22 protein-coding genes, 2 tRNA genes and 2 rRNA genes are annotated in these 25,870 nt (G+C 51.9%); 17 read left to right on the top strand and 9 right to left on the bottom strand.

Annotation, left to right across the window (positions count from 1 at the left end; genetic code table 11):
* Positions 1 to 171 precede the first annotated feature (171 nt).
* From cysG to EIP93_RS17775, 5 genes are all read left to right on the top strand, one after another.
* Positions 172 to 1,614, top strand: coding sequence for a siroheme synthase CysG (gene cysG, locus EIP93_RS17795; RefSeq protein ID WP_125233056.1), 1,443 nt, complete (start codon positions 172 to 174; stop codon positions 1,612 to 1,614).
* Between the two features lie 9 nt (positions 1,615 to 1,623).
* Complete coding sequence (gene cysD, locus EIP93_RS17790) at positions 1,624 to 2,532, top strand: sulfate adenylyltransferase subunit CysD (protein WP_103861716.1); 909 nt, start codon at positions 1,624 to 1,626, stop codon at positions 2,530 to 2,532.
* 74 nt (positions 2,533 to 2,606) lie between these two features.
* Positions 2,607 to 4,034 carry a sulfate adenylyltransferase subunit CysN gene (cysN, locus tag EIP93_RS17785; RefSeq protein WP_107333735.1) on the top strand — a complete coding sequence of 476 codons (1,428 nt, stop codon included), beginning with the start codon at positions 2,607 to 2,609 and terminating at the stop codon, positions 4,032 to 4,034.
* Entirely contained in the window at positions 3,973 to 4,653 is a 681-nt protein-coding gene (cysC, locus tag EIP93_RS17780) for an adenylyl-sulfate kinase (RefSeq protein WP_170310708.1), read from the top strand. Before cysN ends, cysC begins: the two co-directional genes overlap by 62 nt.
* Positions 4,654 to 4,708: 55 nt before the next feature.
* The gene (locus tag EIP93_RS17775) at positions 4,709 to 5,044 is read left to right on the top strand and encodes a DUF3561 family protein (protein ID WP_029368162.1); all 336 of its coding nucleotides are present in this window, start codon (positions 4,709 to 4,711) and stop codon (positions 5,042 to 5,044) included.
* A 60-nt stretch (positions 5,045 to 5,104) separates the two neighbouring features.
* Here the strand turns inward: EIP93_RS17775 and EIP93_RS17770 are convergent, their stop codons facing one another.
* The 3 genes from EIP93_RS17770 to EIP93_RS17760 all read right to left on the bottom strand — a co-directional run bounded on the left by EIP93_RS17770 (position 5,105) and on the right by EIP93_RS17760 (position 7,482).
* Positions 5,105 to 5,827, bottom strand: coding sequence for an amino acid ABC transporter ATP-binding protein (locus EIP93_RS17770; RefSeq protein ID WP_039470994.1), 723 nt, complete (start codon positions 5,825 to 5,827; stop codon positions 5,105 to 5,107).
* Positions 5,814 to 6,578, bottom strand: a complete 765-nt coding sequence (locus EIP93_RS17765) for an amino acid ABC transporter permease (RefSeq protein ID WP_005973498.1) — start codon at positions 6,576 to 6,578, stop codon at positions 5,814 to 5,816. Before EIP93_RS17765 ends, EIP93_RS17770 begins: the two co-directional genes overlap by 14 nt.
* A gap of 133 nt (positions 6,579 to 6,711) precedes the next feature.
* Complete coding sequence (locus EIP93_RS17760; RefSeq protein ID WP_103861714.1) at positions 6,712 to 7,482, bottom strand: basic amino acid ABC transporter substrate-binding protein; 771 nt, start codon at positions 7,480 to 7,482, stop codon at positions 6,712 to 6,714.
* A 331-nt stretch (positions 7,483 to 7,813) separates the two neighbouring features.
* Between EIP93_RS17760 and ftsB the strand changes: the two genes are divergently transcribed.
* The 7 genes from ftsB to rpoS all read left to right on the top strand — a co-directional run bounded on the left by ftsB (position 7,814) and on the right by rpoS (position 13,885).
* The gene (gene ftsB, locus EIP93_RS17755; protein ID WP_039361203.1) at positions 7,814 to 8,149 is read left to right on the top strand and encodes a cell division protein FtsB; all 336 of its coding nucleotides are present in this window, start codon (positions 7,814 to 7,816) and stop codon (positions 8,147 to 8,149) included.
* 3 nt (positions 8,150 to 8,152) lie between these two features.
* Positions 8,153 to 8,866, top strand: coding sequence for a 2-C-methyl-D-erythritol 4-phosphate cytidylyltransferase (ispD, locus tag EIP93_RS17750; protein ID WP_103942461.1), 714 nt, complete (start codon positions 8,153 to 8,155; stop codon positions 8,864 to 8,866).
* A gap of 53 nt (positions 8,867 to 8,919) precedes the next feature.
* Entirely contained in the window at positions 8,920 to 9,417 is a 498-nt protein-coding gene (ispF, locus tag EIP93_RS17745; RefSeq protein WP_010299845.1) for a 2-C-methyl-D-erythritol 2,4-cyclodiphosphate synthase, read from the top strand.
* 104 nt (positions 9,418 to 9,521) lie between these two features.
* A complete protein-coding gene (gene truD, locus EIP93_RS17740) occupies positions 9,522 to 10,568 on the top strand; it encodes a tRNA pseudouridine(13) synthase TruD (RefSeq protein WP_103861712.1) in 1,047 nt (348 codons plus the stop codon).
* Between the two features lie 139 nt (positions 10,569 to 10,707).
* Entirely contained in the window at positions 10,708 to 11,334 is a 627-nt protein-coding gene (locus EIP93_RS17735; RefSeq protein WP_039494667.1) for a protein-L-isoaspartate(D-aspartate) O-methyltransferase, read from the top strand.
* 482 nt (positions 11,335 to 11,816) lie between these two features.
* A complete protein-coding gene (gene nlpD, locus EIP93_RS17730) occupies positions 11,817 to 12,839 on the top strand; it encodes a murein hydrolase activator NlpD (protein WP_162847991.1) in 1,023 nt (340 codons plus the stop codon).
* A 53-nt stretch (positions 12,840 to 12,892) separates the two neighbouring features.
* Positions 12,893 to 13,885, top strand: coding sequence for an RNA polymerase sigma factor RpoS (gene rpoS, locus EIP93_RS17725; RefSeq protein WP_010299820.1), 993 nt, complete (start codon positions 12,893 to 12,895; stop codon positions 13,883 to 13,885).
* 118 nt (positions 13,886 to 14,003) lie between these two features.
* Here rpoS and proS read toward each other — a convergent pair whose 3' ends face one another.
* The 6 genes from proS to metN all read right to left on the bottom strand — a co-directional run bounded on the left by proS (position 14,004) and on the right by metN (position 19,793).
* The gene (gene proS / locus EIP93_RS17720) at positions 14,004 to 15,722 is read right to left on the bottom strand and encodes a proline--tRNA ligase (protein WP_103942465.1); all 1,719 of its coding nucleotides are present in this window, start codon (positions 15,720 to 15,722) and stop codon (positions 14,004 to 14,006) included.
* Between the two features lie 145 nt (positions 15,723 to 15,867).
* Entirely contained in the window at positions 15,868 to 16,584 is a 717-nt protein-coding gene (gene tsaA / locus EIP93_RS17715; protein ID WP_103942467.1) for a tRNA (N6-threonylcarbamoyladenosine(37)-N6)-methyltransferase TrmO, read from the bottom strand.
* On the bottom strand, positions 16,581 to 16,991 hold the full coding sequence (rcsF, locus tag EIP93_RS17710; RefSeq protein ID WP_103861708.1) for an Rcs stress response system protein RcsF: 411 nt from the start codon (positions 16,989 to 16,991) through the stop codon (positions 16,581 to 16,583). The genes tsaA and rcsF overlap by 4 nt, the downstream gene beginning before the upstream one ends.
* Positions 16,992 to 17,234: 243 nt before the next feature.
* On the bottom strand, positions 17,235 to 18,050 hold the full coding sequence (locus EIP93_RS17705; protein WP_103861707.1) for a MetQ/NlpA family lipoprotein: 816 nt from the start codon (positions 18,048 to 18,050) through the stop codon (positions 17,235 to 17,237).
* Between the two features lie 65 nt (positions 18,051 to 18,115).
* Positions 18,116 to 18,769 (bottom strand): methionine ABC transporter permease MetI, encoded by a 654-nt coding sequence (locus EIP93_RS17700; RefSeq protein ID WP_039484824.1) that lies wholly within the window; start codon positions 18,767 to 18,769, stop codon positions 18,116 to 18,118.
* Positions 18,762 to 19,793, bottom strand: a complete 1,032-nt coding sequence (gene metN / locus EIP93_RS17695) for a methionine ABC transporter ATP-binding protein MetN (protein ID WP_039506985.1) — start codon at positions 19,791 to 19,793, stop codon at positions 18,762 to 18,764. Before metN ends, EIP93_RS17700 begins: the two co-directional genes overlap by 8 nt.
* 179 nt (positions 19,794 to 19,972) lie before the next feature.
* Between metN and gmhB the strand changes: the two genes are divergently transcribed.
* The 5 genes from gmhB to EIP93_RS17670 all read left to right on the top strand — a co-directional run bounded on the left by gmhB (position 19,973) and on the right by EIP93_RS17670 (position 25,849).
* Complete coding sequence (gene gmhB / locus EIP93_RS17690; protein ID WP_039530687.1) at positions 19,973 to 20,536, top strand: D-glycero-beta-D-manno-heptose 1,7-bisphosphate 7-phosphatase; 564 nt, start codon at positions 19,973 to 19,975, stop codon at positions 20,534 to 20,536.
* A gap of 382 nt (positions 20,537 to 20,918) precedes the next feature.
* A 16S ribosomal RNA gene (locus EIP93_RS17685) occupies positions 20,919 to 22,460 on the top strand.
* A 73-nt stretch (positions 22,461 to 22,533) separates the two neighbouring features.
* Positions 22,534 to 22,610 (top strand) — tRNA-Ile (locus EIP93_RS17680).
* Between the two features lie 42 nt (positions 22,611 to 22,652).
* Positions 22,653 to 22,728: transfer RNA gene (locus EIP93_RS17675), tRNA-Ala, on the top strand.
* A gap of 211 nt (positions 22,729 to 22,939) precedes the next feature.
* A 23S ribosomal RNA gene (locus tag EIP93_RS17670) occupies positions 22,940 to 25,849 on the top strand.
* Together the 16S and 23S rRNA genes with 2 tRNA genes alongside form the textbook arrangement of a ribosomal RNA operon.
* Positions 25,850 to 25,870: the final 21 nt, after the last annotated feature.

Genomic DNA, 25,870 nt, shown 5'->3' with positions numbered 1-25,870 from the left:
TGTTGAGCAAAGTGCGTCGTAGGGGAGGTGACCGGTGCTGATAGGTGAGTAGCCGGATTTGTTTTACTGTTATTCCATTACGGAACTTGTCATTCCAATTCGGCATTTCATAAGTGTTCTGTCCGCACCGTATAGTCGCATTATCTATTTTTTTGCTTAGTTAAGGCGACTGTGAACTATCTCCCTTTATTTGCCGATCTTCGTCAGCGTCCGGTACTGGTTGTGGGCGGCGATGAGGTTGCTACGCGCAAAATCGATCTGCTGCAACGCGCGGGGGCGGAGATAAAAATTGTCGCACAAGCGCTGGCGGAACCGTTGGCGGTGCAGCATCAGGCTGGGCAGGTTGAATGGCTGGCGCATACTTTTACGCCAGAGCTGTTATCCGGCGTGTTTCTGGTGATTGCCGCAACGGATGACGCCGAGCTGAATGCCGCGGTATTTGAGGCGGCGAATCAGCGTCATTTGCTGGTGAACGTGGTGGACGATCAGCCAAAGTGCTCGTTTATTTTCCCCTCGATTGTCGATCGCTCTCCGCTGGTGGTGGCGATTTCCTCGGGTGGACAAGCGCCAGTGCTGGCGCGTCTGCTGCGTGAAAAACTGGAATCATTACTGCCTGCCAGTTTGGGCACGATGGCGGACATCGCCGGAAGCTGGCGCGACAGAATTAAAACCCGACTGCATTCGATGCCAGCACGTCGTCGTTTTTGGGAACGGCTGTTTGTTGGACGCTTTGCGTCGCTGGTGTCCGCTGGTCAGCTGGTGCAGGCCGAAGACGAATTGCAGCAGCAACTGGTTCATCAGCAAGAGGAACAGCAGCAACCAGCGGCCGCACGCGGTGAAGTCGCACTGGTTGGCGCAGGCCCCGGCGATGCCGGACTGCTGACACTGCGTGGATTACAGGTGATGCAGCAGGCGGACGTGGTGCTGCATGACCATTTGGTCAGCGCTGACGTGTTGGATCTGGTGCGCCGCGACGCAGAACGCATCTGCGTTGGAAAACGTGCTAGCGCGCATTCGTTGCCGCAGGATGAGATTAATCAACTACTGGTGAAGCTGGCGCAGGAAGGGAAGCGGGTAGTACGCCTGAAAGGCGGCGATCCCTTCATTTTCGGCCGCGGCGGCGAAGAGTTACAAGCGGTCGCGCAGGCGGGTATCACATTTCAGGTCGTGCCCGGCGTGACGGCGGCGGCGGGCGTCACGGCGTATGCGGGGATTCCGTTAACGCACCGTGACTACGCGCAGAGCGTGCTTTTTATTACCGGACACTGTCGCCCGGATGGCGACGAGTTGGACTGGTCAACGCTGGCGCGTGGCCGCCAGACGCTGGCGATTTACATGGGAACGATGAAGGCAGCCGAGATTTCGCAGCAGCTGATCGCGCATGGCCGTTCATCGCAGACGCCCGTTGCCGTGATCAGTCGCGGCACCCGACACGATCAGCAGGTACAAATCGGTACGCTGCAAGAGTTAGAACATTTGGCACGGCAAGCGCCGACACCGGCGTTGCTGGTGATTGGCGAGGTGGTGGATCTACATCATCAGATTGCCTGGTTTGGTCAGACAACGCCGACGGTGCCGCAAGACAGCCGCCCAGCGGTAGTAAACTTGGCTTAAGGAAAGGGTATGGACGAGAAACGACTCACGCATTTACGGCAGCTTGAAGCTGAAAGCATTCACATCATCCGCGAAGTGGCGGCCGAGTTCAGTAATCCGGTGATGATGTACTCCATCGGCAAAGACTCTTCGGTGATGCTGCATCTGGCGCGCAAGGCGTTCTATCCGGGAGCGCTGCCTTTCCCGCTGCTGCACGTTGATACCGGCTGGAAATTTCGTGAAATGTACGAATTCCGCGACCAGACGGCAAAGGCCTACGGTTGTGAACTGCTGGTGCACCGCAACCCGCAGGGTGAAGCGCTGGGAATTAACCCCTTTGTGCACGGCAGCGCCAAGCACACCGACATCATGAAAACGGAAGGGCTGAAGCAGGCGCTGGATAAATACGGTTTTGATGCCGCGTTTGGCGGGGCGCGCCGCGATGAAGAAAAATCGCGTGCTAAAGAGCGTATTTACTCCTTCCGCGACCGCTTCCACCGCTGGGATCCGAAGAACCAGCGCCCAGAGCTGTGGCATAACTATAACGGCCAGATCAACAAAGGTGAGAGCATCCGCGTTTTCCCGCTCTCCAACTGGACCGAGCTGGATATCTGGCAATACATCTATCTGGAAAACATCGATATTGTTCCGCTGTATCTGGCCGCGCCGCGTCCGGTGGTGGAACGCGATGGCATGCTGTTGATGGTGGATGACGATCGCATCGATCTGCAACCGGGCGAAGTGATCGAGCAACGCATGGTGCGATTCCGCACGCTGGGCTGCTGGCCGCTGACGGGGGCGGTAGCATCGGAGGCGCAGACGCTGCCGGAAATCATCGAAGAGATGCTGATTTCCACGACCAGTGAGCGTCAGGGAAGGGTAATTGACCGCGATCAGGCCGGTTCAATGGAGCTGAAAAAGCGTCAAGGGTATTTCTGAGGAATCGTCGAATGAGCCAAATTTCGTTAAAAGACACAGCGGCAGAAAATGCGGCTGAGAAAGATGCAGTCGTCATCAACAATGCGATTGCACAGCAGATCGCCGAGCAGGGCGGTGTGGAAGCTTATTTACACGCGCAGCAGGATAAAACGCTGCTGCGTTTCCTGACCTGCGGTAGCGTCGATGACGGAAAAAGTACGTTGATTGGCCGGTTGCTGCACGATACGCGCCAAATTTATGAAGATCAGCTCAGTACGCTGCACAATGACAGCAAGCGTATTGGAACGCAGGGCGAAAAGCTGGATCTGGCACTGTTGGTCGATGGGCTTCAGGCCGAGCGTGAGCAGGGCATCACGATTGACGTGGCTTACCGCTATTTTTCTACGGAAAAGCGCAAATTCATCATCGCCGATACGCCGGGGCATGAGCAGTACACCCGCAACATGGCGACTGGCGCATCAACCTGCGAGCTGGCGATTCTGCTGATTGACGCTCGCAAAGGCGTATTGGATCAAACCCGTCGTCACAGCTTTATTGCGACCCTGCTGGGGATTCGCGATCTGGTGGTGGCGGTGAACAAAATGGACTTAGTGGATTATCAGCAAACGGTGTTTGAGCAGTTTAAGCAGGATTATCTGGATTTTGCTCAGCAGCTGCCTGCCGACCTGAATATCACCTTTGTGCCGATTTCCGCACTGGATGGCGACAATGTCGCGACGCCGAGTACAACGATGGGCTGGTATACCGGGCCGACGCTGCTGGACGTGCTGGAAACGGTCAATGTGGCACAGCGCACGCTGGAACAGCCGATGCGCTTCCCGGTGCAATATGTGAACCGCCCGAATCTGGATTTCCGTGGCTATGCAGGAACGCTGGCATCCGGCATTATCCGCGTTGGGCAACGGATTAAAGTGCTGCCGTCCGGCGTAGAATCTACCGTCAGCCGTATTGTGACCTTTGACGGTGATTTACCGCAGGCGCAGGCGGGTGAAGCGATTACGCTGGTGCTGGCGGATGAAGTAGATATCAGCCGCGGTGACCTGCTGGTCGACAGCAGCGAGTCGCTGAAAGCGGTGCAGCATGCGCTGGTGGATGTTGTCTGGATGGCGGAGCAACCGCTGGTGCCGGGACAGAGCTACGACATCAAGATTGGCGGCAAGAAAACGCGCGCTCGGGTTGAGAATATTCAGTATCAGGTTGAGATCAATACGCTGACGCAGCGCGTAGCGGAGAACCTGCCGCTGAATGGTATCGGTTCGGTTGAACTGATTTTTGATGAGCCGCTGGTGCTGGACAACTATCAGCACAACGCGGTGACGGGCGGGATGATCTTCATCGATCGTCTGAGCAACGTCACGGTGGGCGCGGGTCTGGTGCGGGAACCTATCGAGCAGGTGTATCAGGAGCCGGGCGCGTACAGTGCGTTTGAACTGGAACTGAATGCGCTGGTGCGTCGCCACTTCCCACATTGGGGTGCGCGCGATCTGCTGGGAGGCAAATAACGTGTCTTTACGCGATGAACCGACTGACGATAACGTCGTCTGGCATGCGCACGATGTCACCCGAGAGTCGCGCGAAACGCTGCATGGTCATCAGGGCGTCGTTATCTGGTTTACCGGATTGTCTGGATCCGGTAAATCCACGCTGGCGGGGGCGTTGGAACAGGTGCTACATCAGCGTGGCGTCAGCACCTACCTGCTGGATGGCGATAACGTGCGGCACGGTTTGTGCCGCGATTTAGGCTTCACCGACGACGATCGGCGCGAAAATATTCGCCGCGTGGGTGAAGTTGCCAAACTGATGGTTGATGCGGGCCTGGTGGTCCTGACCGCGTTTATCTCGCCGCACCGCGCCGAGCGTAAAATGGTGCAGGATTTACTGGGCGAAGGGCAGTTCATCGAGGTCTTCGTGGATACGCCGTTAGCGACCTGTGAAGCGCGCGATCCCAAGGGTTTGTATAAAAAAGCCCGTGCGGGAGAGCTGCGTAATTTCACCGGGATCGACTCGGCATATGAAGCGCCGGAAGCGCCGGATAGTCATCTGGATGGCGAACAATTAGTAACACATTTGACAGACCAATTGTTAGATCTGCTGGGCAAGCGAGCTATTATCAAGCTCTGATATCCCGCTTTTTTCACCGCGCCAGTGGGTGATAAGGGGACGAATGGGAAAGATTATGCAAAATGCCACGCAGTTAACGATTAGCAAGACTCGGCCAGCGCAACAAGAAGAGGATGACGGCGTTTCCTACCTGTTTATGGGGGCGGTCACGGGGTTCTCTTTTTATTGGTTGGCCTTCACTATCCCTTTTTTGGTATACGGCTCCAATACCACGTTTTTCTTCATGCTCTACACCTGGCCGTTTTTTCTGGCGCTGATGCCGTTTTCAGTGTTGGTTGGCGTCGGGTTTAGCTTTTTGCTGAGAGGCTATCTTTTTTATACGCTTTTTGCGACAGGGCTGACGGTGGTCTGCCTGTTCTGGTTGGTATTTTCTTTTCTGACGGGGTGGTAAAAGAAAAAGGCTGCCAGCGCGGAAGACGCTGACAGCCTACGGTTTACCGTTTTAACGTATTTACAGTATTTTGCTCAGGAAAGCCTGCGTGCGCGGGTTACTCGGATGTGTAAAGATCGCCTCTGGCGTCCCCTCTTCCTGAATAACTCCCTGATCGATAAAGATCACTCTATCGGCCACTTCTCTCGCAAATGCCATTTCATGGGTCACGATGACCATCGTCATGCCTTCGTTCGCTAGCGTTTTCATGACTGCCAACACTTCACCAACTAGCTCTGGATCCAGCGCGGATGTCGGTTCATCGAACAACATGATCGCGGGTTCCATCGCTAACGCGCGAGCAATCGCGACACGCTGCTGTTGTCCACCGGACAGGCTGTTCGGCCAGGCATCGATTTTATCCAGCAGGCCGACCTTGCTGAGCAACGCTTTCGCCCGCTCAACGGCCTGCGCACGGGATAATTTTTTCACATCCATCGGCGCCATAATCACGTTTTCCAACACTGTCATGTGCGGAAATAGATTAAAGCGCTGGAAGACCATCCCCACGCTTTCACGCACGCGATTGATATTGGTTTTCTGATCGTGAATGGCAAAACCGTTGACCGTAATCTCGCCTGCTGACAGCGTCTCCAGTGCGTTGATACAGCGCAGAAAGGTACTTTTTCCTGAACCGGATGGGCCAATCAGACAGAGCACTTCCTGAGGCGCGATATCACAGGAAATACCACGCAGGACATGCGTATCGCCAAACTGTTTTTGCAGGTTTTTAACGTGAATCACTTTTGCCAAACCTCATTTCCATGTGCCGCACCAGCAGCGAGAGCAGGAAAGTAATAACCCAATAAACGATAGAGATCGCTAGGTAGGGTTCCCAGTACGTGGCGTAAGCCCCTGACACCGTACGAGCGGCATAGGCGAGATCCGCCAATCCGATTGCTGAAGCCAGCGATGAATCCTTCACAATCGCGATGGCGTTGTTGCCCAGCGGTGGCAGCATGCGGCGAAAAGCCTGTGGCAGAATGACTTTCCGCATGGTACGGCCATAGCTCATTCCGAGAGAGCGTGACGCTTCCATCTGGCCGCGATCGATCGACTGAATGCCAGCGCGGAATATCTCGGAGACATAGGCACCCGCATTCAGCGTAATTGCCACGACGCAAGAGAGGAACGCACCGTAATCTGAGCGCAGCGTACGGGCAAAATCGACCGACATAATATTGCTGGTCACCAGCAATCCATCACGCGGATTGATGAACAGCGGCACCAGTGCGAAGTGCACCACCATGATTTGCACAAACAGCGGCGTGCCCCGGAAGGCGCTGATGTAGATGCGTACTGGCCATTGAACGCCGTAGTGCAGGATATATTTCCACGGCCCGTGCGGCGCTTGCGCTAAGCGGCCCAATCCGAGCGTTAATCCCCAGCAGGTGCCAAGAATGACACAGATAATGGTGCATTTGATGGTCATCCAGGTGCCTTCCATAAATAGCGGGGCATATTCCTGAATGATCTCCCAACGAAATCCCGTCAAGATCGTTTCCTTTTTTGAATAGGCTAACGTAATGATTATTCTAAATTAAACCGGACAGGCTGGCTGTCCGGTTTATGCGACGTCTCGCGTGAAGCGATGGAGATCTGGAGAGGTGCGCAGTGTCTTGCAGGCTTTATTCTGCGGGTAAGGTCGGAACGTTGTTATCAAACCAGGTTTGATAGATCTTGGCGTAGGTGCCATCAGCAACGATTTTTTTCAGCCCTGAGTTAATCTTCGCACGCAGCTGATCGTTGCCTTTCGCGACGGCGATCCCGAAATACTGGCGTTCGAATTTGGCGTCGGAAACCAGATTGAACTGTTTTTCAGGGTGAGTCTTAATGTAAAACTTCACCACGCCCACGTCGCCAACCGCTGCGCCCACACCATCTTCATACAGCTCTTGTAACATTAACGGGGTGTTATCAAAGCGCTTAATCGATGTACTGTTTTTGCCTAATACGTCGGACACCACGATATCGGCGGTGCTGGAGTTCACGACACCAACTTTGTGATCTTTCAGCGCAGCAATCGAGTCAATCGTCGAGCCTTTAGGCACCACAATGGACTGCTCAGCAGGGAAATAAGGTGTGGAGAAATCGACCATTTGCTTACGTTTGTCGGTAATCGTGATACCGGAAATGATAATGTCGCGGTCGCCGGAGTTAAGGGTCGCGAAGATCCCTTCCCACGGCGTATTGATCAGCTTGATATTAAAATTCTCCGCCTTGGCGATCGCTTTAATAATATCAATATCAAAGCCTTCCAGCTCTTTCTGCGCGTTTTCAAACTCAAAGGGACGATAGGTGCCGCCAGAGCCGACAACGTAAGTGGGTTCAGCGGCGAAGGCGCTAGTAGAGAGTGCGGTTGCGAAGAGCGCACCAACGAATAACATTTTTTTGAACATGGTTTTCTCCTGGTTTAAATGTAACATTTTCTTTTTTTATGCACTTTGTATGCATAAAAATACACAGATAGCATTAATGGTTCAACTGACGTTTTTCCTATGGGCGGTTTTATTCACATGGCTCCTGCGCACTTGCGTCTTCTGATGAATAGAAAGTACGAGAGGATGAATGGATGAAATGAGTGTGACGTGGGCGTGCGTTTGGCGTGCTCTTTTGCCCGAAATATCCCCATTTGGGCATGTGGCAGGGTGAATATTGCCTCCCACTGCTGGACACAGTGGAGTCGAAACAAAAGTTATGGGATGATTAGGCGGTTTTTCAGGGGGCGGGATGGGAAAGCTTACGCTGTTATTATTGATATTGCTTGGCTGGCTTCAGTACTCACTGTGGCTGGGCAAGAATGGCATTCATGATTATGTTCGGGTGAAGGATGATGTTGTTGTCCAGCAGGGGAACAATGCCAAATTAAAAGACCGTAACGAACAGCTGTTTGCTGAAATTGATGACCTCAATGGCGGTCAGGAAGCGATTGAAGAGCGCGCACGCAATGAACTGGGTATGATCAAACCCGGTGAAAGCTTCTATCGTCTGGTGCCAGAATCGAGCCACCGTAACGCGAATACGACGTCATCTAATAACGCTTCATCCAACAATACACAACGTTGACGCATGCAGATACCACGCCTTTCCCCGCCTGAAATTGTTGCTGTTTTGCCCGCTGCGGGTAACGGCAGCCGGATGCAAAACGATCGTCCTAAGCAGTATCTGACGATTGGCAATGATGCGACCGGTCATAAAACCATTCTCGAACATACCATCGACGCGCTTTTACGCCATTCACGCGTACAGCGTGTCGTCGTCGTTATCAGTCCAGATGACGTATTCTTTCATACTCTGGCGATTGCCAACGATCCCCGTATTTGTGCCGTGACGGGCGGGCAGCAGCGTGCGGATTCCGTACTGGCCGGGCTGGCTGCCGTTGACGATAGCGCGTGGGCGTTGGTGCACGATGCGGCGCGTCCGTGTCTGCATCAGGACGATCTGACGCGCCTGCTGGCGATTGTCGAGCAGAGTGACGTTGGTGGAATTCTGGCCGCACCGGTTCGTGATACCATGAAGCGCAGCACGGACGGGTTTATCGATCGCACGGTAGAACGTAACGATTTGTGGCATGCGCTGACGCCACAGCTTTTTCCTGCGGCGCTGTTGAAACAGTGTCTGCAACGGGCGCTTCAGGATGGCGTTGCCGTCACAGATGAAGCCTCTGCGCTGGAATATTGTGGCTATCGCCCGCAAATTATCAGCGGACGTTCGGATAATATCAAAGTCACGCGTCCAGAGGATTTGGCATTAGCCGAATTCTATTTAACCAGTTTGCAGTAACCTCATTTTATTCGTTAAATTTATTTGTTAAATACATATAAGGAGAACGCGCGATGCGTATCGGTCACGGTTTTGATGTCCATAAGTTCGGTGGAGAAGGTCCGCTGGTGATCGGTGGCGTGCGAATTCCTTATACTCAAGGCCTGCTGGCGCATTCCGATGGGGATGTGGTGCTGCACGCCGTGACCGATGCCCTGTTGGGCGCTGCTGCGCTGGGCGACATTGGCAAGCTGTTTCCTGATACCGATCCGGCCTTTAAAGGTGCGGACAGCCGTGGCCTGCTGCGCGAAGCCTGGCGTCGTATCAACGATAAAGGTTATCAGTTGGGAAATCTGGACGTCACGATTATTGCGCAGGCACCGAAAATGGCACCACACATCCCGCAAATGCGTGTGAATCTGGCGGAAGATTTGCAGTGCCACATGGACGACGTCAATGTGAAAGCGACCACGACAGAACAGCTGGGCTTTACAGGTCGCGGCGAAGGTATTGCCTGCGAAGCCGTTGCCCTGCTGGTGAAAAAAGAAACGGGCGAAATTGTCGCGTGGTAAGCCGTTGGTTTATCGACAATACTTTATTAAGAATAGAAAATTAACAGTATAAAAAACAATGTCATGATCGTGCTTCGCCCGATTATGCACTTTGTAGGATAACGATGGAAAATAGCGAACAACTCGTCTGGCTGCACGGTGAACCACAGGCTACTGGCTCATTGAAATCCACTGCGGAAGATTTTCTGGTGGTGGAAGATCTGGGGTTTCAGCCGGATGGTGACGGTGAACAGGTATTGGTGCGTGTACGCAAGCGCGGCTGCAATACGCAATTTGTGGCTGAGATGCTGGCGAAATTTGTTCGTCTACCGCTGCGTGCCGTCAGCTATGCGGGCCTGAAAGATCGTCATGCTGTCACCGAACAGTGGTTTTGCCTGCATATGCCGGGAAAAGAGACGCCCGATTTCTCCTCGCTGGAACTGGAAGGCTGTGATGTGCTTGAGGTGATTCGCCATCGTCGCAAGCTGCGGATCGGGACGCTGCGGGGTAACCATTTTACGCTGGTGCTGCGTCAGGTCAGCGACCGAAACGAGGTTGATGCTCGTTTGGCGCTGATTGCCGCGAAAGGCGCGCCTAATTATTTCGGCAGCCAGCGTTTCGGGCGCAACGGAAATAACCTTGAGCAGGCTCGTCTTTGGGCAAATAACGAGATTCGGGTAAAAGAACGCAGTAAGCGGAGTTTTTATCTTTCTGCCAGCCGCAGTGCGATGTTTAATCAGGTTGCCAGTGCACGACTCGCGGGGCAGCAGGCGAAAACCGTCTTGTGTGGTGATGCATTGCAGCTGACAGGGCGCGGCAGCTGGTTTGTTGCTAAGCCTGACGAATTGGACGTTTTACAGACGCGCCTTGATGCGGGTGAACTCCAGATTACTGCGCCGCTGCCCGGAGATGGCGAACTGGGTACGCAGGATGACGCGCAGCTATTTGAAAAGCAGGCTTTGGTCGGACAAGACGCGCTGTGGTCTTTGGTTAAGCGTGAGCGGGTCGAACCAGCTCGGCGTGCGGTACTGCTGTATCCGCAGCAGATGCACTGGGAATGGCAGGACGATGCGACTGTGGAATTGAAGTTCTGGCTACCTGCGGGCAGTTTTGCGACCAGCGTGGTGCGTGAATTGCTGCATTCACAGCAGGATACCGATCTCGGTGCCTGATGTGCTGCGATACGTTTTTGCAGAACATAGTTGAAAAGAATAATGCTGGTAACCGTACGATAGCGGCGGCTGGCTTACCCCTGTGCGGGAAAATTGCTGTATTGGTGACGAGGTTAACCAGAGCTGAGGTCGGCGGGGAATGGTAAACAAGCGTATAGAAACGTTGTTGGCGCAGCTGCGCCTGCAGGGCATTCAGGACGAGCGTCTGCTGAAGGCGATAGAAGCCGTACCCAGAGAACGTTTTGTTGATGAGGCTTTCGAACATAAAGCGTATGAAAATACCGCTCTGCCTATTGGTTCCGGCCAGACGATTTCGCAGCCTTACATGGTCGCGAAGATGACGGAGCTGCTCAGCCTGACGCCCGTATCCCGCGTGCTGGAAATTGGCACAGGGTCGGGTTATCAAACGGCAATTTTAGCGCATTTGGTTCGGCACGTTTGGTCGGTTGAGCGCATCAAAGGGCTGCAATGGCAGGCTAAACGTCGCTTAAAGCAGCTTGATTTGCATAATGTTTCTACCCGTCATGGCGATGGGTGGCAGGGCTGGGCGTCGCGCGGGCCGTTTGATGCCATCATCGTGACTGCTGCACCGCCGGAAATTCCCCGGGCGCTGATGGAGCAACTTGATGAAGGCGGTGTGATGGTATTGCCCGTCGGTGAACAGTCACAATACTTACAAGTTGTGCAACGCCACGCTGGCGAATTTATTATTCAAACGGTTGAAGCTGTTCGGTTTGTTCCGCTGGTCAAAGGGGAATTAGCCTGATACCGTGGCGTTGGCATGCATTTGTTGTTAAGTCTTTAAAATTTCAACATAACTGTTTTATAGTGCGAACTTGTTGATATTGTTAGCATCTAATCATCGCGGTGCCTTTCCCGTTTTGCTTATGCGCCAGCGATGGTGAAGTAGCGATCTTTCTCGTTCCAATTAACGAATAAATCACCGGATACCGGTTATGCTACAATCACTTACGCGATAGGCAGTTGAGCTACGGCCAGTTAAGCGAGAGCAGATGCGAGGCAGATATGTCCGAATTGAGTTCTGGATACTACTGTTTTTTGAACGTTATGTAGCCTAAATAGTTCGAGTTGCAGGCAGGCGGCAAGCGCACGAATCCTCAGGAGCTTACATCAGTAAGTGACTGGGTGAGTAAGAGAAGCCAACGTACATGCAGCTTGAAATATGACGGATATAGTTACTTTTTTGAACGCTATAGTTATAGGGGAGTAAGGCGCATGGGAAGCCGAATGATGAATTTGCGTCACATTGCTGCTTGTACGGTGATTGTCCTAGGATTGGCGGGATGTACCAACAATAATTCCAAATCCGCACCGATCAGCAGCGTTGACGGAAATACGGGCAGCCGAGGGGGGATGTTATCTGCGCCACCATCACGCATTTCAACAGCGGGTGAAAGCGTTTCAACAACGTCCGACGGCCGAATTGTTTACAACCGCAGCTACGGCAATATTCCAAAAGGCAGCTACAGCGGCGGCAGTTCTTACACAGTTAAACGGGGCGATACTCTGTTTTATATCGCGTGGATTACCGGTAATGACTACCGGGATCTGGCGCAGCGCAACAATATCCCTGAGCCGTACAGCCTGAATGTGGGGCAATCACTGAGCTTAGGGAGCGGTTCCGGCAACAACGCATCGGGCGGCGGCCTGACGAGCGGTGGTGGAATGCTGGCAACAACCGATGCCACACGCGGTGGTGTACCAACGCCGCCATCAAGTGCGCAAATACAAACTACATCGGTTGATTCTCAGTCAACTAATGCGTATTCTGGTAATCAGGGTAAACAGAATGTAGGTAAGATGTTACCTACGACAGGGGCACCAACAACTGCTCCTGTTTCCGCACCAGCGGCTGTTGCCAGCAGCAATACAGCTGCTGTCGGCAGTTGGCGTTGGCCTACCGATGGGAAAGTCATAGATAGTTTCTCCGATTCCGAAGGGGGAAATAAAGGGATTGATATCGCCGGCTCACGTGGGCAACCGATCACCGCAACCGCCAGTGGGCGCGTGGTGTATGCGGGTAATGCGCTACGTGGTTACGGAAATCTGATAATCATCAAACATAATGATGACTACCTCAGTGCCTATGCCCATAACGATACGATGCTAGTCCGTGAGCAACAAGATGTCACGGCAGGACAAAAAATCGCTACGATGGGCAGTACGGGCACCAGCTCAGTTCGCTTGCACTTTGAAATTCGTTACAAGGGGAAATCCGTAAACCCGCTGCGTTTTCTGCCGCAGCGATAAATCGGGCAGAGTATTTCGGTATTCTGCCAAGGGATCACGGGTAGGAGCCACTTATGAGCCAAAGTACGCTGAAAGTTAACGAGTTACATGAAGATACCGATTTCGAAGAAAATGGACTTGACGTTTTTGACGATAAGGCGCTGGCAGAGGAAGATACCAATGATAATGACTCGGCGGAAGACGAGCTGTTATCGCAAGGGGTCCCACAGCGTGTCCTTGACGCAACACAGCTCTATTTAGGAGAGATCGGCTATTCGCCGCTTTTAACCGCAGAAGAAGAAGTCTATTTTGCCCGACGCGCGTTGCGTGGCGATGTCCCATCGCGCCGCCGGATGATCGAGAGTAACCTGCGGCTGGTGGTGAAAATTGCCCGCCGTTACAACAATCGTGGTCTGGCGCTGCTGGACCTGATTGAAGAGGGGAACCTCGGCCTGATCCGTGCGGTTGAAAAATTCGATCCAGAAAGAGGATTCCGTTTTTCAACCTACGCAACCTGGTGGATTCGACAAACGATAGAACGGGCGATTATGAATCAAACCCGTACCATCCGTTTGCCGATTCACATTGTCAAAGAACTCAACGTTTATCTGCGCACCGCGCGCGAACTGTCTCACAAACTGGATCACGAGCCGAGTGCGGAAGAAATTGCCGAACAGCTTGATAAGCCCGTTGATGACGTCAACCGCATGCTGCGCCTGAATGAGCGTATTACTTCCGTCGATACCCCGCTGGGTGGTGATTCGGAAAAAGCGCTGCTGGATATTCTGGCAGACGAAAAAGATAACGGACCTGAAGACACCACTCAGGATAACGATATGAAGCAGAATATCGTTAAATGGTTGTTTGAGCTTAATGCCAAACAGCGTGAGGTGTTGGCGCGTCGTTTCGGCCTGCTAGGGTACGAAGCGGCTACGTTGGAAGATGTGGGTCGTGAAATCGGCTTAACGCGTGAACGTGTTCGCCAGATTCAGGTTGAAGGCTTACGCCGCCTGCGTGAAATTTTGCAGGTTCAGGGGTTGAGCATTGAAGAACTGTTTCGTGAATAATTCGTGACGAGTTACTGATGTTTTGAAATAAACGTCTTGAAATAAAAATGGTGGGGAAACCCACCATTTTTTTATGCCTGTATTCGCCCTTTCGTGTGAAAGGGCGGTTCGACGGCAATTAGCGGATGATATTCGCCAGCAGGAAATCGATGATTTCGCTGGTTTTAATCATTTGCTTTTCACCGACCCGACGGTTCTTATATTCAATCTCTTCGCTATCCAGATTGCGATCGCCAATTACGATGGTATGCGGTACGCCAATCAACTCCATATCGGCGAACATCACGCCCGGACGTTCTTTACGATCATCAAGCAGAACTTCAATGCCTTTAGCGCGCAGTTGCTGGTAGATATCTTCAGCCACTTCCTTCACGCGGAAAGACTTGTGCATGTTCATTGGCAGAATAGCAACATGGAAAGGTGCAATCGCGTCTGGCCAGATGATACCGCGTTCGTCATGATTTTGCTCAATCGCCGCTGCGACAACGCGCGTCACGCCAATGCCGTAGCAACCCATCGTCAGCGTCTGGTTACGGCCGTCTTCACCTTGAACTGTGGCTTTCAGCGCTTCAGAATACTTACTGCCCAGTTGGAAAATATGGCCTACTTCGATACCGCGTTTAATTTGCAGTGTACCTTTACCGTCTGGGCTGATATCGCCTTCAACCACATTACGGATATCTGCAACCTGCGGCAGCGTAACGTCACGTTCCCAGTTGATGCCAAAATAGTGTTTGCCATCGATGTTCGCGCCAGCGCTGAAGTCACTCATGGCCGCTACGGTACGATCGACAACGACAGGAATTGACAGCTTGACCGGACCCAGTGAACCCGGGCCTGCGCCGATAGTTGCACGAATCTCTTCTTCCGTTGCGAACGTCAGTGGGCTGGCTACCTGAGCAATTTTCTCAGCCTTGATTTCGTTCAATTCGTGATCGCCGCGAACCAGTAATGCAACCAGTTTATGGCCGCTTTCTTCTGTTGCTTTAACCAGCAGCGTCTTCACGGTTTTTTCTACTGGCAGTGTAAACTGCTCAACCAGCTCGGCGATGGTCTTGGCGTTTGGCGTATCAACCAGACGCAGCTCTTCTGTCGCTTCAGCACGGCCTAACTTCGGCGCAACCGCTTCTGCCAGTTCAATGTTTGCTGCGTAGTCGGATTCCGTTGAGAAAACGATATCGTCTTCACCGCTGGTCGCCAGTACCTGAAACTCATGGGACGCATTGCCCCCGATAGAACCGGTGTCTGCCTGAACAGCTCTGAAATCCAGATCCATACGGCTGAAAATCTTGCTGTAAGCGGCGTACATCGCGTCGTAAGTGACCTGCAACGATTCCTGTGAAGTGTGGAAAGAGTAGGCGTCTTTCATCAGGAATTCACGCGAGCGCATTACGCCGAAACGCGGGCGCACTTCATCGCGGAATTTGGTTTGAATCTGGAAGAAATTCAGCGGCAGCTGCTTGTAAGAACTGACTTCATTACGAATCAGGTCAGTAATGACTTCTTCGTGTGTTGGGCCGAGCACAAATGGGCGCTCACCACGATCGACAAAACGCAGCAGTTCTGGGCCATATTGATCCCAACGTCCACTTTCCACCCATAAATCGGCAGGCTGAACAACGGGCATGGAAACTTCAATCGCGCCAGCGTTGTTCATTTCTTCGCGCACGATATTTTCAACTTTTCTCAAAACACGTAAACCGGTCGGCAACCAGGTGTAAAGGCCAGAGGCCAGTTTACGAATCATTCCTGCCCGGAGCATCAACTGATGGCTGATGACTTCTGCATCGGCTGGCGTCTCCTTGAGTGTGGAGAGCATGTATTGGCTAGTACGCATGGGGTTTTAGTTCCGTTAGAACGATAAGTAGCATAGGGCTGTCGCGCAGCCGAAGGCACATAAAAAGTGGCTTAGTTTACCAGCGTGGGCGACGTGTCAAAAGAGAGCAGGGACAATTTTAGAATATATTGCTGTGGTTCGTGTATTAACACGCGAGTGACGGGTCGAGGCTCAACACTTCGGTTTGTTCTTCGCAGACGCGCCAGCGCACATTGAATTCCAATAGCAAAACGGCGTATTCCCGCGTGGTACTTTCCCCTTTACGGTAGGCGGGGCGCGGATCCTGTGCCAATACCTGCGAGATAAAGCGTTTCAACTGGGGATATTTCTTGTGGTGTTCTGCGATCTGGCTTTCCGCGAGGGCGGAAAAAACTACCGGCATCGCGGCATCGGGTGCCATTTGGGCAAAACCCGCTCGCGCCTGAGGATGGCTTTCTGCAAAGGGTAGGTAAGGTTTGATATCGACGACCGGTGTGCCATCGACCAGATCAAGACTGCCTAGTTCGAGCGTAATGGCATCGCCTTTTGCACTGATCCCTTTTAGCTCAACCAGCGACATACCAACAGGGTTGGGGCGGAAGGTAGAACGCGTAGCGAAAACGCCCGTACGGGTGTTTCCTCCCAGACGTGGTGGTCGAACTGTCGGACGCCAGCCGCCGTCCATCGTTTGATGAAAAATGAACAATATCCAAATATGACTGAAGTCTTCCAGTCCCCGCACACATTCCGCCTGATTGTACGGCGGTAATAGCTGAAGCTCTCCGCCTCCGTCTTCAATCAGACCCGGTTGCCGCGGAATGGCAAACTTTTCTTTATACGGTGAGCGGATAATCCCGATCTGATTGAAAACAAATTGACTCATTGTGCAGAGACTTTCAGCGCAGTGCCTTGGCAAACGACCTGGCTGTAGCAACCTGCTACGCCACTGACGGTCTGGCATTCATGCAGTAAAACTGCATTGGCTTTCATTGCGGTTGCGCGGTTTTGCATTCTTTTACGCGCATTTGCCGCGTTAGGGGGAGAATCCTGAGCGCTGACCTGACATGAGGACCCTGAAACTTCGCCCATATCACGGAAAGGTTTACCGACTAATTCTTCTGCACTTTTATATAACACCGCTGGCGTCGGACGAGCCGCTGGCTTCGGTTTAGGCGCAGGTTCTACGGTTTTGGTTTCAATAGCGGGTTGAGGTGCCGGTGCCGGTGGCTTCTGAAATAAAGAACAGCCTGTCAGCGACATGGCCAACAATATAAAGGGAACAGCACGCATTAAGGATTCCTCTGCTTTTTCTCAAAGAGCGGGTATTGAAGCAAGCAATTGCACAAATAACAAGACGGGCCGTAGCCCGTCTTAACAATATCTTTTAATTAAACGCGTATACTCGTCATACTTCAAGTTGCATGTGTGTTGGCTACGTTCAGTCACCCGAATCACTTACTTGGGTAAGCTCATCGGGATTCCTTCTCTTGCCGTCTTTCTGAAACTTGAATTATTTAGCGTATAATTGCTGGATTACCAGCCTTTCACTGCGCCGCCATTAAAGATTTTATTTGCTGCGTCGTTTACTTCGTCAGACTGATAAGCCTGAACGAATTTCTTCACGTTTTCAGCGTCTTTGTTGTCTTCGCGTGAAACCAGCAGGTTTACATACGGAGAGTCTTTCTCTTCAACAAACAGGCCATCTTTGGTCGGCGTCAGGTTAATCTGGCTGGCGTAAGTGGTGTTGATTACCGCCAGCGCGATTTGTGCGTCATCTAAAGAACGTGGCAGCTGTGGCGCTTCCAGCTCAACCAGTTTGATGTTTTTCGGGTTTTCGGTCACATCCAGTACGGTTGGCAGCAAGCCGACGTTGTCTTTCAGTTTAATCAAACCGACTTTCTGCAGCAGCAGCAGGGAACGGCCCAGGTTGGTTGGGTCATTTGGAATAGCGACTTGAGCGCCATCTTGCAGTTCATTCAGCGATTTGATTTTTTTGGAATAACCCGCAATTGGGTAAACAAAGCTGTTGCCGACAGAAAGCAGTTTATAGCCACGATCTTTGATCTGTTGATCCAGATAAGGTTTGTGCTGGAAGGCATTCAGATCGATGTCACCTTTGCTCAGGGCTTCGTTTGGCAAGACGTAATCGTTAAATGTGACTAACTCAACGTCCAGACCGTATTTGTCTTTTGCCACTTTCTGCGCAACTTCTGCAACTTGTTGTTCTGCGCCAACGATAACGCCAACTTTAATATGATTAGGATTTTTTTCTTCCTGACCACATCCCGCAAGTGCCAGAGCACCAATGAGTGCGCCAATGGTCGCAATAGATTTCAGTTTAATCGCCATATCCTTACCCCTAATTAACTATTTTCTTGGCAGATGCCTTCAGGCAAATGCGTATTGTGGTGAAATTACTTGTGTGTGACAGCTTTTACTGCCCTGTCGCCGCAGAATTGAATCAGGTAAACCAAAACAACCAGTAATATTAATACCGTATTCATGACCGTCGCGTTATAACCAATATAACCATACTGATAACCAATTTGACCTAAGCCGCCTGCGCCCACGGCTCCACCCATAGCAGAATAGCCTACGAGAGTAATTAGCGTGATGGTTGCGGCATTAATTAGCCCCGGTAATGCTTCCGGCAGCAATATCTTTCTGATGATCTGCATCGGTGTCGCGCCCATCGCACGGGCGGCTTCGATCAGACCAGTAGGAATTTCAAGCAACGCATTTTCCACCATACGGGCAATAAAAGGTGCCGCACCGACGGTAAGAGGAACGATCGCCGCTTGCAGGCCAATAGAGGTTCCGACAATGATGCGAGTAAAAGGAATCATCCACACCAGCAAAATAATGAACGGAATCGAACGGAAAATGTTTACCAGTGCAGAAACGGTCCGATAGATCTTGGGATTGGCGATGATTTGCCCCGGACGCGTGGTATACAACAAAACGCCCACAGGTAAGCCAAGCACAAAGCCAAAGAAACCAGAAACGAACGTCATCGCGACGGTTTCCCATACTCCCTTAGCCATTAACCACATCATTGCTTCAGACATAACCCAGAACCTCAATTGTAACGTGACTTTCCTGCAGGAATTGGATTGCGGCTTTGATATCCGCATCGTTGCCGTGCATTTCTGCCAGCATGATGCCGAACTTGACGCCACCGGCGTAATCCATCTGGGCACTGATAATGTTGTTGTTGATGTTAAAGCGTCGGGCAACCTCGGACAGCAGAGGAGCATCCACCGACTTACCCGTAAATTCCATCCGTAATAATGGCGTGGTATCCGGGCGATAGTCAGGGGACAGACGGGCGAGGTAATCGTCAGGGATGTCCAGGTGCAACGTTGACTGAATGAATTTCTGCGCCAGCGGCGTTTTCGGGTGTGAGAAGACTTCGCTTACGGTGTCTTGCTCAATGAGTCGTCCGTCGCTGATCACCGCAACCTGATCGCAAATGCGTTTCACCACGTCCATCTCATGGGTAATAAGAAGGATGGTTAGGCCGAGACGGCGATTGATGTCTTTCAGTAATTCGAGAATCGAGCGCGTTGTTGCAGGATCTAATGCACTGGTTGCTTCGTCACACAGCAGAACTTTAGGATTGCTCGCCAACGCACGGGCAATAGCGACGCGCTGTTTTTGTCCGCCAGACAAATTGGCTGGATAGACATCGTGCTTATCTGCCAGACCAACCAGCTCCAACAACTCGTTGACTCGTTTGGTGATGTCGGCTTTCGGCGTGTTATCCAATTCCAGCGGTAGTGAAATGTTGCCAAAAACGGTGCGCGAAGCGAGCAGGTTGAAATGTTGGAAAATCATGCCGATTTGACGGCGTGCGCGCGTCAACTGGCTATCAGACAGTTGAGTCAATTCTTGCCCATCTACCAGAACTTTCCCTTCTGTCGGTCGCTCCAATAAATTGACGCAGCGGATCAATGTACTTTTACCCGCGCCCGATGCGCCGATAACGCCATAAATTTGCCCAGTGGGAACATGAAGGCTGACATCAGCAAGCGCGGTAATTGTCCGCCCGTTCTGCTGGAAAACCTTAGTAATATTAGAAAGTTCAATCATATGTTTTTATCGTGAGTGCCTATGGCTGGATAAATCAGTTTCTGAATTAACAGAATATGAAATGGATGTTAGGGCGTCTAGACGTCTAAGTCAATCGGGATTGTCATGGCTCTGCATTCTCCCTCTCGGCGAAAACATGCGATACTACCGCGTAATTTAGGCATTCAGGAGCAAAGTCAGTGGCACAAAGCGTTCCAGCAGTTTTTCTTGATCGTGACGGCACGATCAATGTCGATCACGGTTATGTTCATGACATTGACCATTTTCAATTTATTGACGGCGTCATTGATGCCATGCGTGAGTTGAAAAGCATGGGGTTCGCGCTGGTTGTTGTGACGAATCAGTCCGGCATCGCCCGCGGTAAGTTTACAGAAGATCAGTTTATGCAACTGACGGAATGGATGGACTGGTCGCTGGCCGATCGTGGTGTTGATCTGGATGGCATCTATTTTTGTCCGCATCACCCTGAAGCTGGGGAAGGTGAGTATCGCCAGAGTTGTGATTGCCGTAAACCTGAGCCGGGCATGCTGCTTTCTGCACAGCGTGAGTTGAACATTGATATGGCGGCTTCTTATATGGTGGGAGACAAATTAGAGGATATTCAGGCTGCAATGGGTGCTGGTATAGGAAAAAAACTGCTGGTTCGTACTGGTAAACCCGTCACTGAGCAAGGCGAAGCACTGGCTGATGGTGTGCTGGAAAGCCTCGCAGACCTGCCAAAATGGATAAAAACGCGCAGTTAACAAGCGGAACGAATGAAAGATGCGCAAACAGAAAAAAGTTTACGAGATTTGCTTGCGCTTCTGAATCGGCTCCCTATAATGCGCCTCCATCGACACGGCGCTGTGAACACACAACCGGGTCGATAAAGAAAGAGAAAACGCTTTAAAATAAGCGTTGACTCTAAAGGTGAAAAGCGTAATATACGCCACCTCGCGAAGTGGTTAAGGCCACAACGCACTGCTCTTTAACAATTTAATCAGACAATCTGTGTGGGCACTCACAAGACCGTATCTTAACGATATAAAAAGTCTTGAAGAGTGAACAACAGTAAAATTCATTACGAATGAACAGTTACTAATTCTTTGAGCATCGCTGACGAGTTCAGCAAATCAAACAAATCTTAAATTGAAGAGTTTGATCATGGCTCAGATTGAACGCTGGCGGCAGGCCTAACACATGCAAGTCGAGCGGTAGCACAGAAGAGCTTGCTCTTTGGGTGACGAGCGGCGGACGGGTGAGTAATGTCTGGGAAACTGCCTGATGGAGGGGGATAACTACTGGAAACGGTAGCTAATACCGCATAACCTCGCAAGAGCAAAGAGGGGGACCTTCGGGCCTCTCGCCATCAGATGTGCCCAGATGGGATTAGCTAGTAGGTGAGGTAATGGCTCACCTAGGCGACGATCCCTAGCTGGTCTGAGAGGATGACCAGCCACACTGGAACTGAGACACGGTCCAGACTCCTACGGGAGGCAGCAGTGGGGAATATTGCACAATGGGCGCAAGCCTGATGCAGCCATGCCGCGTGTGTGAAGAAGGCCTTCGGGTTGTAAAGCACTTTCAGCGAGGAGGAAGGCGGTAAGGTTAATAACCTTATCGATTGACGTTACTCGCAGAAGAAGCACCGGCTAACTCCGTGCCAGCAGCCGCGGTAATACGGAGGGTGCAAGCGTTAATCGGAATGACTGGGCGTAAAGCGCACGCAGGCGGTCTGTTAAGTTGGATGTGAAATCCCCGGGCTTAACCTGGGAACTGCATTCAAAACTGACAGGCTAGAGTCTTGTAGAGGGGGGTAGAATTCCAGGTGTAGCGGTGAAATGCGTAGAGATCTGGAGGAATACCGGTGGCGAAGGCGGCCCCCTGGACAAAGACTGACGCTCAGGTGCGAAAGCGTGGGGAGCAAACAGGATTAGATACCCTGGTAGTCCACGCTGTAAACGATGTCGATTTGGAGGTTGTGCCCTTGAGGCGTGGCTTCCGGAGCTAACGCGTTAAATCGACCGCCTGGGGAGTACGGCCGCAAGGTTAAAACTCAAATGAATTGACGGGGGCCCGCACAAGCGGTGGAGCATGTGGTTTAATTCGATGCAACGCGAAGAACCTTACCTACTCTTGACATCCAGAGAATTAGCTAGAGATAGCTGAGTGCCTTCGGGAACTCTGAGACAGGTGCTGCATGGCTGTCGTCAGCTCGTGTTGTGAAATGTTGGGTTAAGTCCCGCAACGAGCGCAACCCTTATCCTTTGTTGCCAGCGATTCGGTCGGGAACTCAAAGGAGACTGCCGGTGATAAACCGGAGGAAGGTGGGGATGACGTCAAGTCATCATGGCCCTTACGAGTAGGGCTACACACGTGCTACAATGGCGTATACAAAGAGAAGCGACCTCGCGAGAGCAAGCGGACCTCATAAAGTACGTCGTAGTCCGGATTGGAGTCTGCAACTCGACTCCATGAAGTCGGAATCGCTAGTAATCGTAGATCAGAATGCTACGGTGAATACGTTCCCGGGCCTTGTACACACCGCCCGTCACACCATGGGAGTGGGTTGCAAAAGAAGTAGGTAGCTTAACCTTCGGGAGGGCGCTTACCACTTTGTGATTCATGACTGGGGTGAAGTCGTAACAAGGTAACCGTAGGGGAACCTGCGGTTGGATCACCTCCTTACCAAGAAGATGTGTGTTAAGTGAAGTGCTCACACAGATTGTCTGATGAAAATAACGAGCAGAAATACCTTAATAGGCTTGTAGCTCAGGTGGTTAGAGCGCACCCCTGATAAGGGTGAGGTCGGTGGTTCAAGTCCACTCAGGCCTACCAACTCTTCCATGAGTGGTATCTAAGGTATCTGTAAGCAACGATGGGGTTATAGCTCAGCTGGGAGAGCGCCTGCCTTGCACGCAGGAGGTCTGCGGTTCGATCCCGCATAGCTCCACCATCACTACTCGCTATATAGAAAACTTCAGAGTGTACCTGTTTGGGTACACTGCGAAGTTTTGCTCTTTAACAATCTGGAACAAGCTGAAAATTGAAACATGACAGCTGAACATGCATTGATACCTGCGGGTATGAATGGTGTATCAGTGCGTCAATGAGTCTCTCAAATAATCGCAGCGCGATGATGTCTTTAAGACACCTTCGGGTTGTGAGGTTAAGCGACTAAGCGTACACGGTGGATGCCTAGGCAGTCAGAGGCGATGAAGGGCGTGCTAATCTGCGATAAGCGTCGGTAAGCTGATATGAAGCGTTATACCCGACGATACCCGAATGGGGAAACCCAGTGTGTTTCGACACACTATCATTACGTGAATACATAGCGTAATGAGGCGAACCGGGGGAACTGAAACATCTCAGTACCCCGAGGAAAAGAAATCAACCGAGATTCCCCTAGTAGCGGCGAGCGAACGGGGAGGAGCCCAGAACCTGAATCAGTTTGTGTGTTAGTGGAAGCGTCTGGAAAGTCGCACAGTAAAGGGTGATAGTCCCGTACACAAAAATGCACAAATTGTGAGTTCGATGAGTAGGGCGGGACACGTGACATCCTGTCTGAATATGGGGGGACCATCCTCCAAGGCTAAATACTCCTGACTGACCGATAGTGAACCAGTACCGTGAGGGAAAGGCGAAAAGAACCCCGGCGAGGGGAGTGAAATAGAACCTGAAACCGTGTACGTACAAGCAGTGGGAGCCTTGATTAATCAGGGTGACTGCGTACCTTTTGTATAATGGGTCAGCGACTTATATTCTGTAGCAAGGTTAACCGTATAGGGGAGCCGCAGGGAAACCGAGTCTTAACTGGGCGTTAAGTTGCAGGGTATAGACCCGAAACCCGGTGATCTAGCCATGGGCAGGTTGAAGGTTGGGTAACACTAACTGGAGGACCGAACCGACTAATGTTGAAAAATTAGCGGATGACTTGTGGCTGGGGGTGAAAGGCCAATCAAACCGGGAGATAGCTGGTTCTCCCCGAAAGCTATTTAGGTAGCGCCTCGTGAATTCATCTTCGGGGGTAGAGCACTGTTTCGGCTAGGGGGTCATCCCGACTTACCAACCCGATGCAAACTACGAATACCGAAGAATGTTATCACGGGAGACACACGGCGGGTGCTAACGTTCGTCGTGAAGAGGGAAACAACCCAGACCGCCAGCTAAGGTCCCAAAGTCATGGTTAAGTGGGAAACGATGTGGGAAGGCACAGACAGCCAGGATGTTGGCTTAGAAGCAGCCATCATTTAAAGAAAGCGTAATAGCTCACTGGTCGAGTCGGCCTGCGCGGAAGATGTAACGGGGCTAAACCATGCACCGAAGCTGCGGCAGCGACACTCAGGTGTTGTTGGGTAGGGGAGCGTTCTGTAAGCCGTCGAAGGTGGCCTGTGAGGGTTGCTGGAGGTATCAGAAGTGCGAATGCTGACATAAGTAACGATAATGCGGGTGAAAAACCCGCACGCCGGAAGACCAAGGGTTCCTGTCCAACGTTAATCGGGGCAGGGTGAGTCGACCCCTAAGGCGAGGCTGAAAAGCGTAGTCGATGGGAAACAGGTTAATATTCCTGTACTCGGTGTTACTGCGAAGGGGGGACGGAGAAAGCTAGGTTATCCGGGCGACGGTTGTCCCGGTTTAAGCGTGAAGGTGGATGACTTTGGTAAATCCGGGTCGTCATTAACACTGAGGCGTGATGACGAGTCACTACGGTGATGAAGTAACCAATGCTACGCTTCCAGGAAAAGCCTCTAAGCTCCAGGTAACATCAAATCGTACCCCAAACCGACACAGGTGGTCAGGTAGAGAATACTCAGGCGCTTGAGAGAACTCGGGTGAAGGAACTAGGCAAAATGGTGCCGTAACTTCGGGAGAAGGCACGCTGATGGTAGGTGAAGTGACTTGCTCATGGAGCTGAAATCAGTCGAAGATACCAGCTGGCTGCAACTGTTTAATAAAAACACAGCACTGTGCAAACACGAAAGTGGACGTATACGGTGTGACGCCTGCCCGGTGCCGGAAGGTTAATTGATGGGGTCAGCCGCAAGGCGAAGCTCTTGATCGAAGCCCCGGTAAACGGCGGCCGTAACTATAACGGTCCTAAGGTAGCGAAATTCCTTGTCGGGTAAGTTCCGACCTGCACGAATGGCGTAATGATGGCCAGGCTGTCTCCACCCGAGACTCAGTGAAATTGAACTCGCTGTGAAGATGCAGTGTACCCGCGGCAAGACGGAAAGACCCCGTGAACCTTTACTATAGCTTGACACTGAACCTTGAGCCTTGATGTGTAGGATAGGTGGGAGGCTTTGAAGCGTGGACGCCAGTCTGCGTGGAGCCAACCTTGAAATACCACCCTTTAATGTTTGATGTTCTAACGTGGGCCCGTGATCCGGGTTGCGGACAGTGTCTGGTGGGTAGTTTGACTGGGGCGGTCTCCTCCCAAAGCGTAACGGAGGAGCACGAAGGTTAGCTAATCCTGGTCGGACATCAGGAGGTTAGTGCAAAGGCATAAGCTAGCTTGACTGCGAGAGTGACAGCTCGAGCAGGTGCGAAAGCAGGTCTTAGTGATCCGGTGGTTCTGAATGGAAGGGCCATCGCTCAACGGATAAAAGGTACTCCGGGGATAACAGGCTGATACCGCCCAAGAGTTCATATCGACGGCGGTGTTTGGCACCTCGATGTCGGCTCATCACATCCTGGGGCTGAAGTAGGTCCCAAGGGTATGGCTGTTCGCCATTTAAAGTGGTACGCGAGCTGGGTTTAGAACGTCGTGAGACAGTTCGGTCCCTATCTGCCGTGGGCGTTGGAAGATTGAGAGGGGTTGCTCCTAGTACGAGAGGACCGGAGTGAACGCACCACTGGTGTTCGGGTTGTGATGCCAATTGCATTGCCCGGTAGCTAAGTGCGGAAGAGATAACCGCTGAAAGCATCTAAGCGGGAAACTTGCCTCGAGATGAGTCTTCCCTGGGTACTTGATACCCCTGAAGGGCCGTTGAAGACTACGACGTAGATAGGCTGGGTGTGTAAGCGTAGCGATACGTTGAGCTAACCAGTACTAATGACCCGAGAGGCTTAACCTTACAACACCGAAGGTGTTTTGA

This window comes from Pectobacterium versatile, from assembly GCF_003932035.1.
Lineage (GTDB): Bacteria > Pseudomonadota > Gammaproteobacteria > Enterobacterales > Enterobacteriaceae > Pectobacterium > Pectobacterium versatile.
The sequence above is the reverse complement of the archived record's forward strand: the minus strand, read 5'-3'. Positions and strand labels throughout refer to the sequence as shown.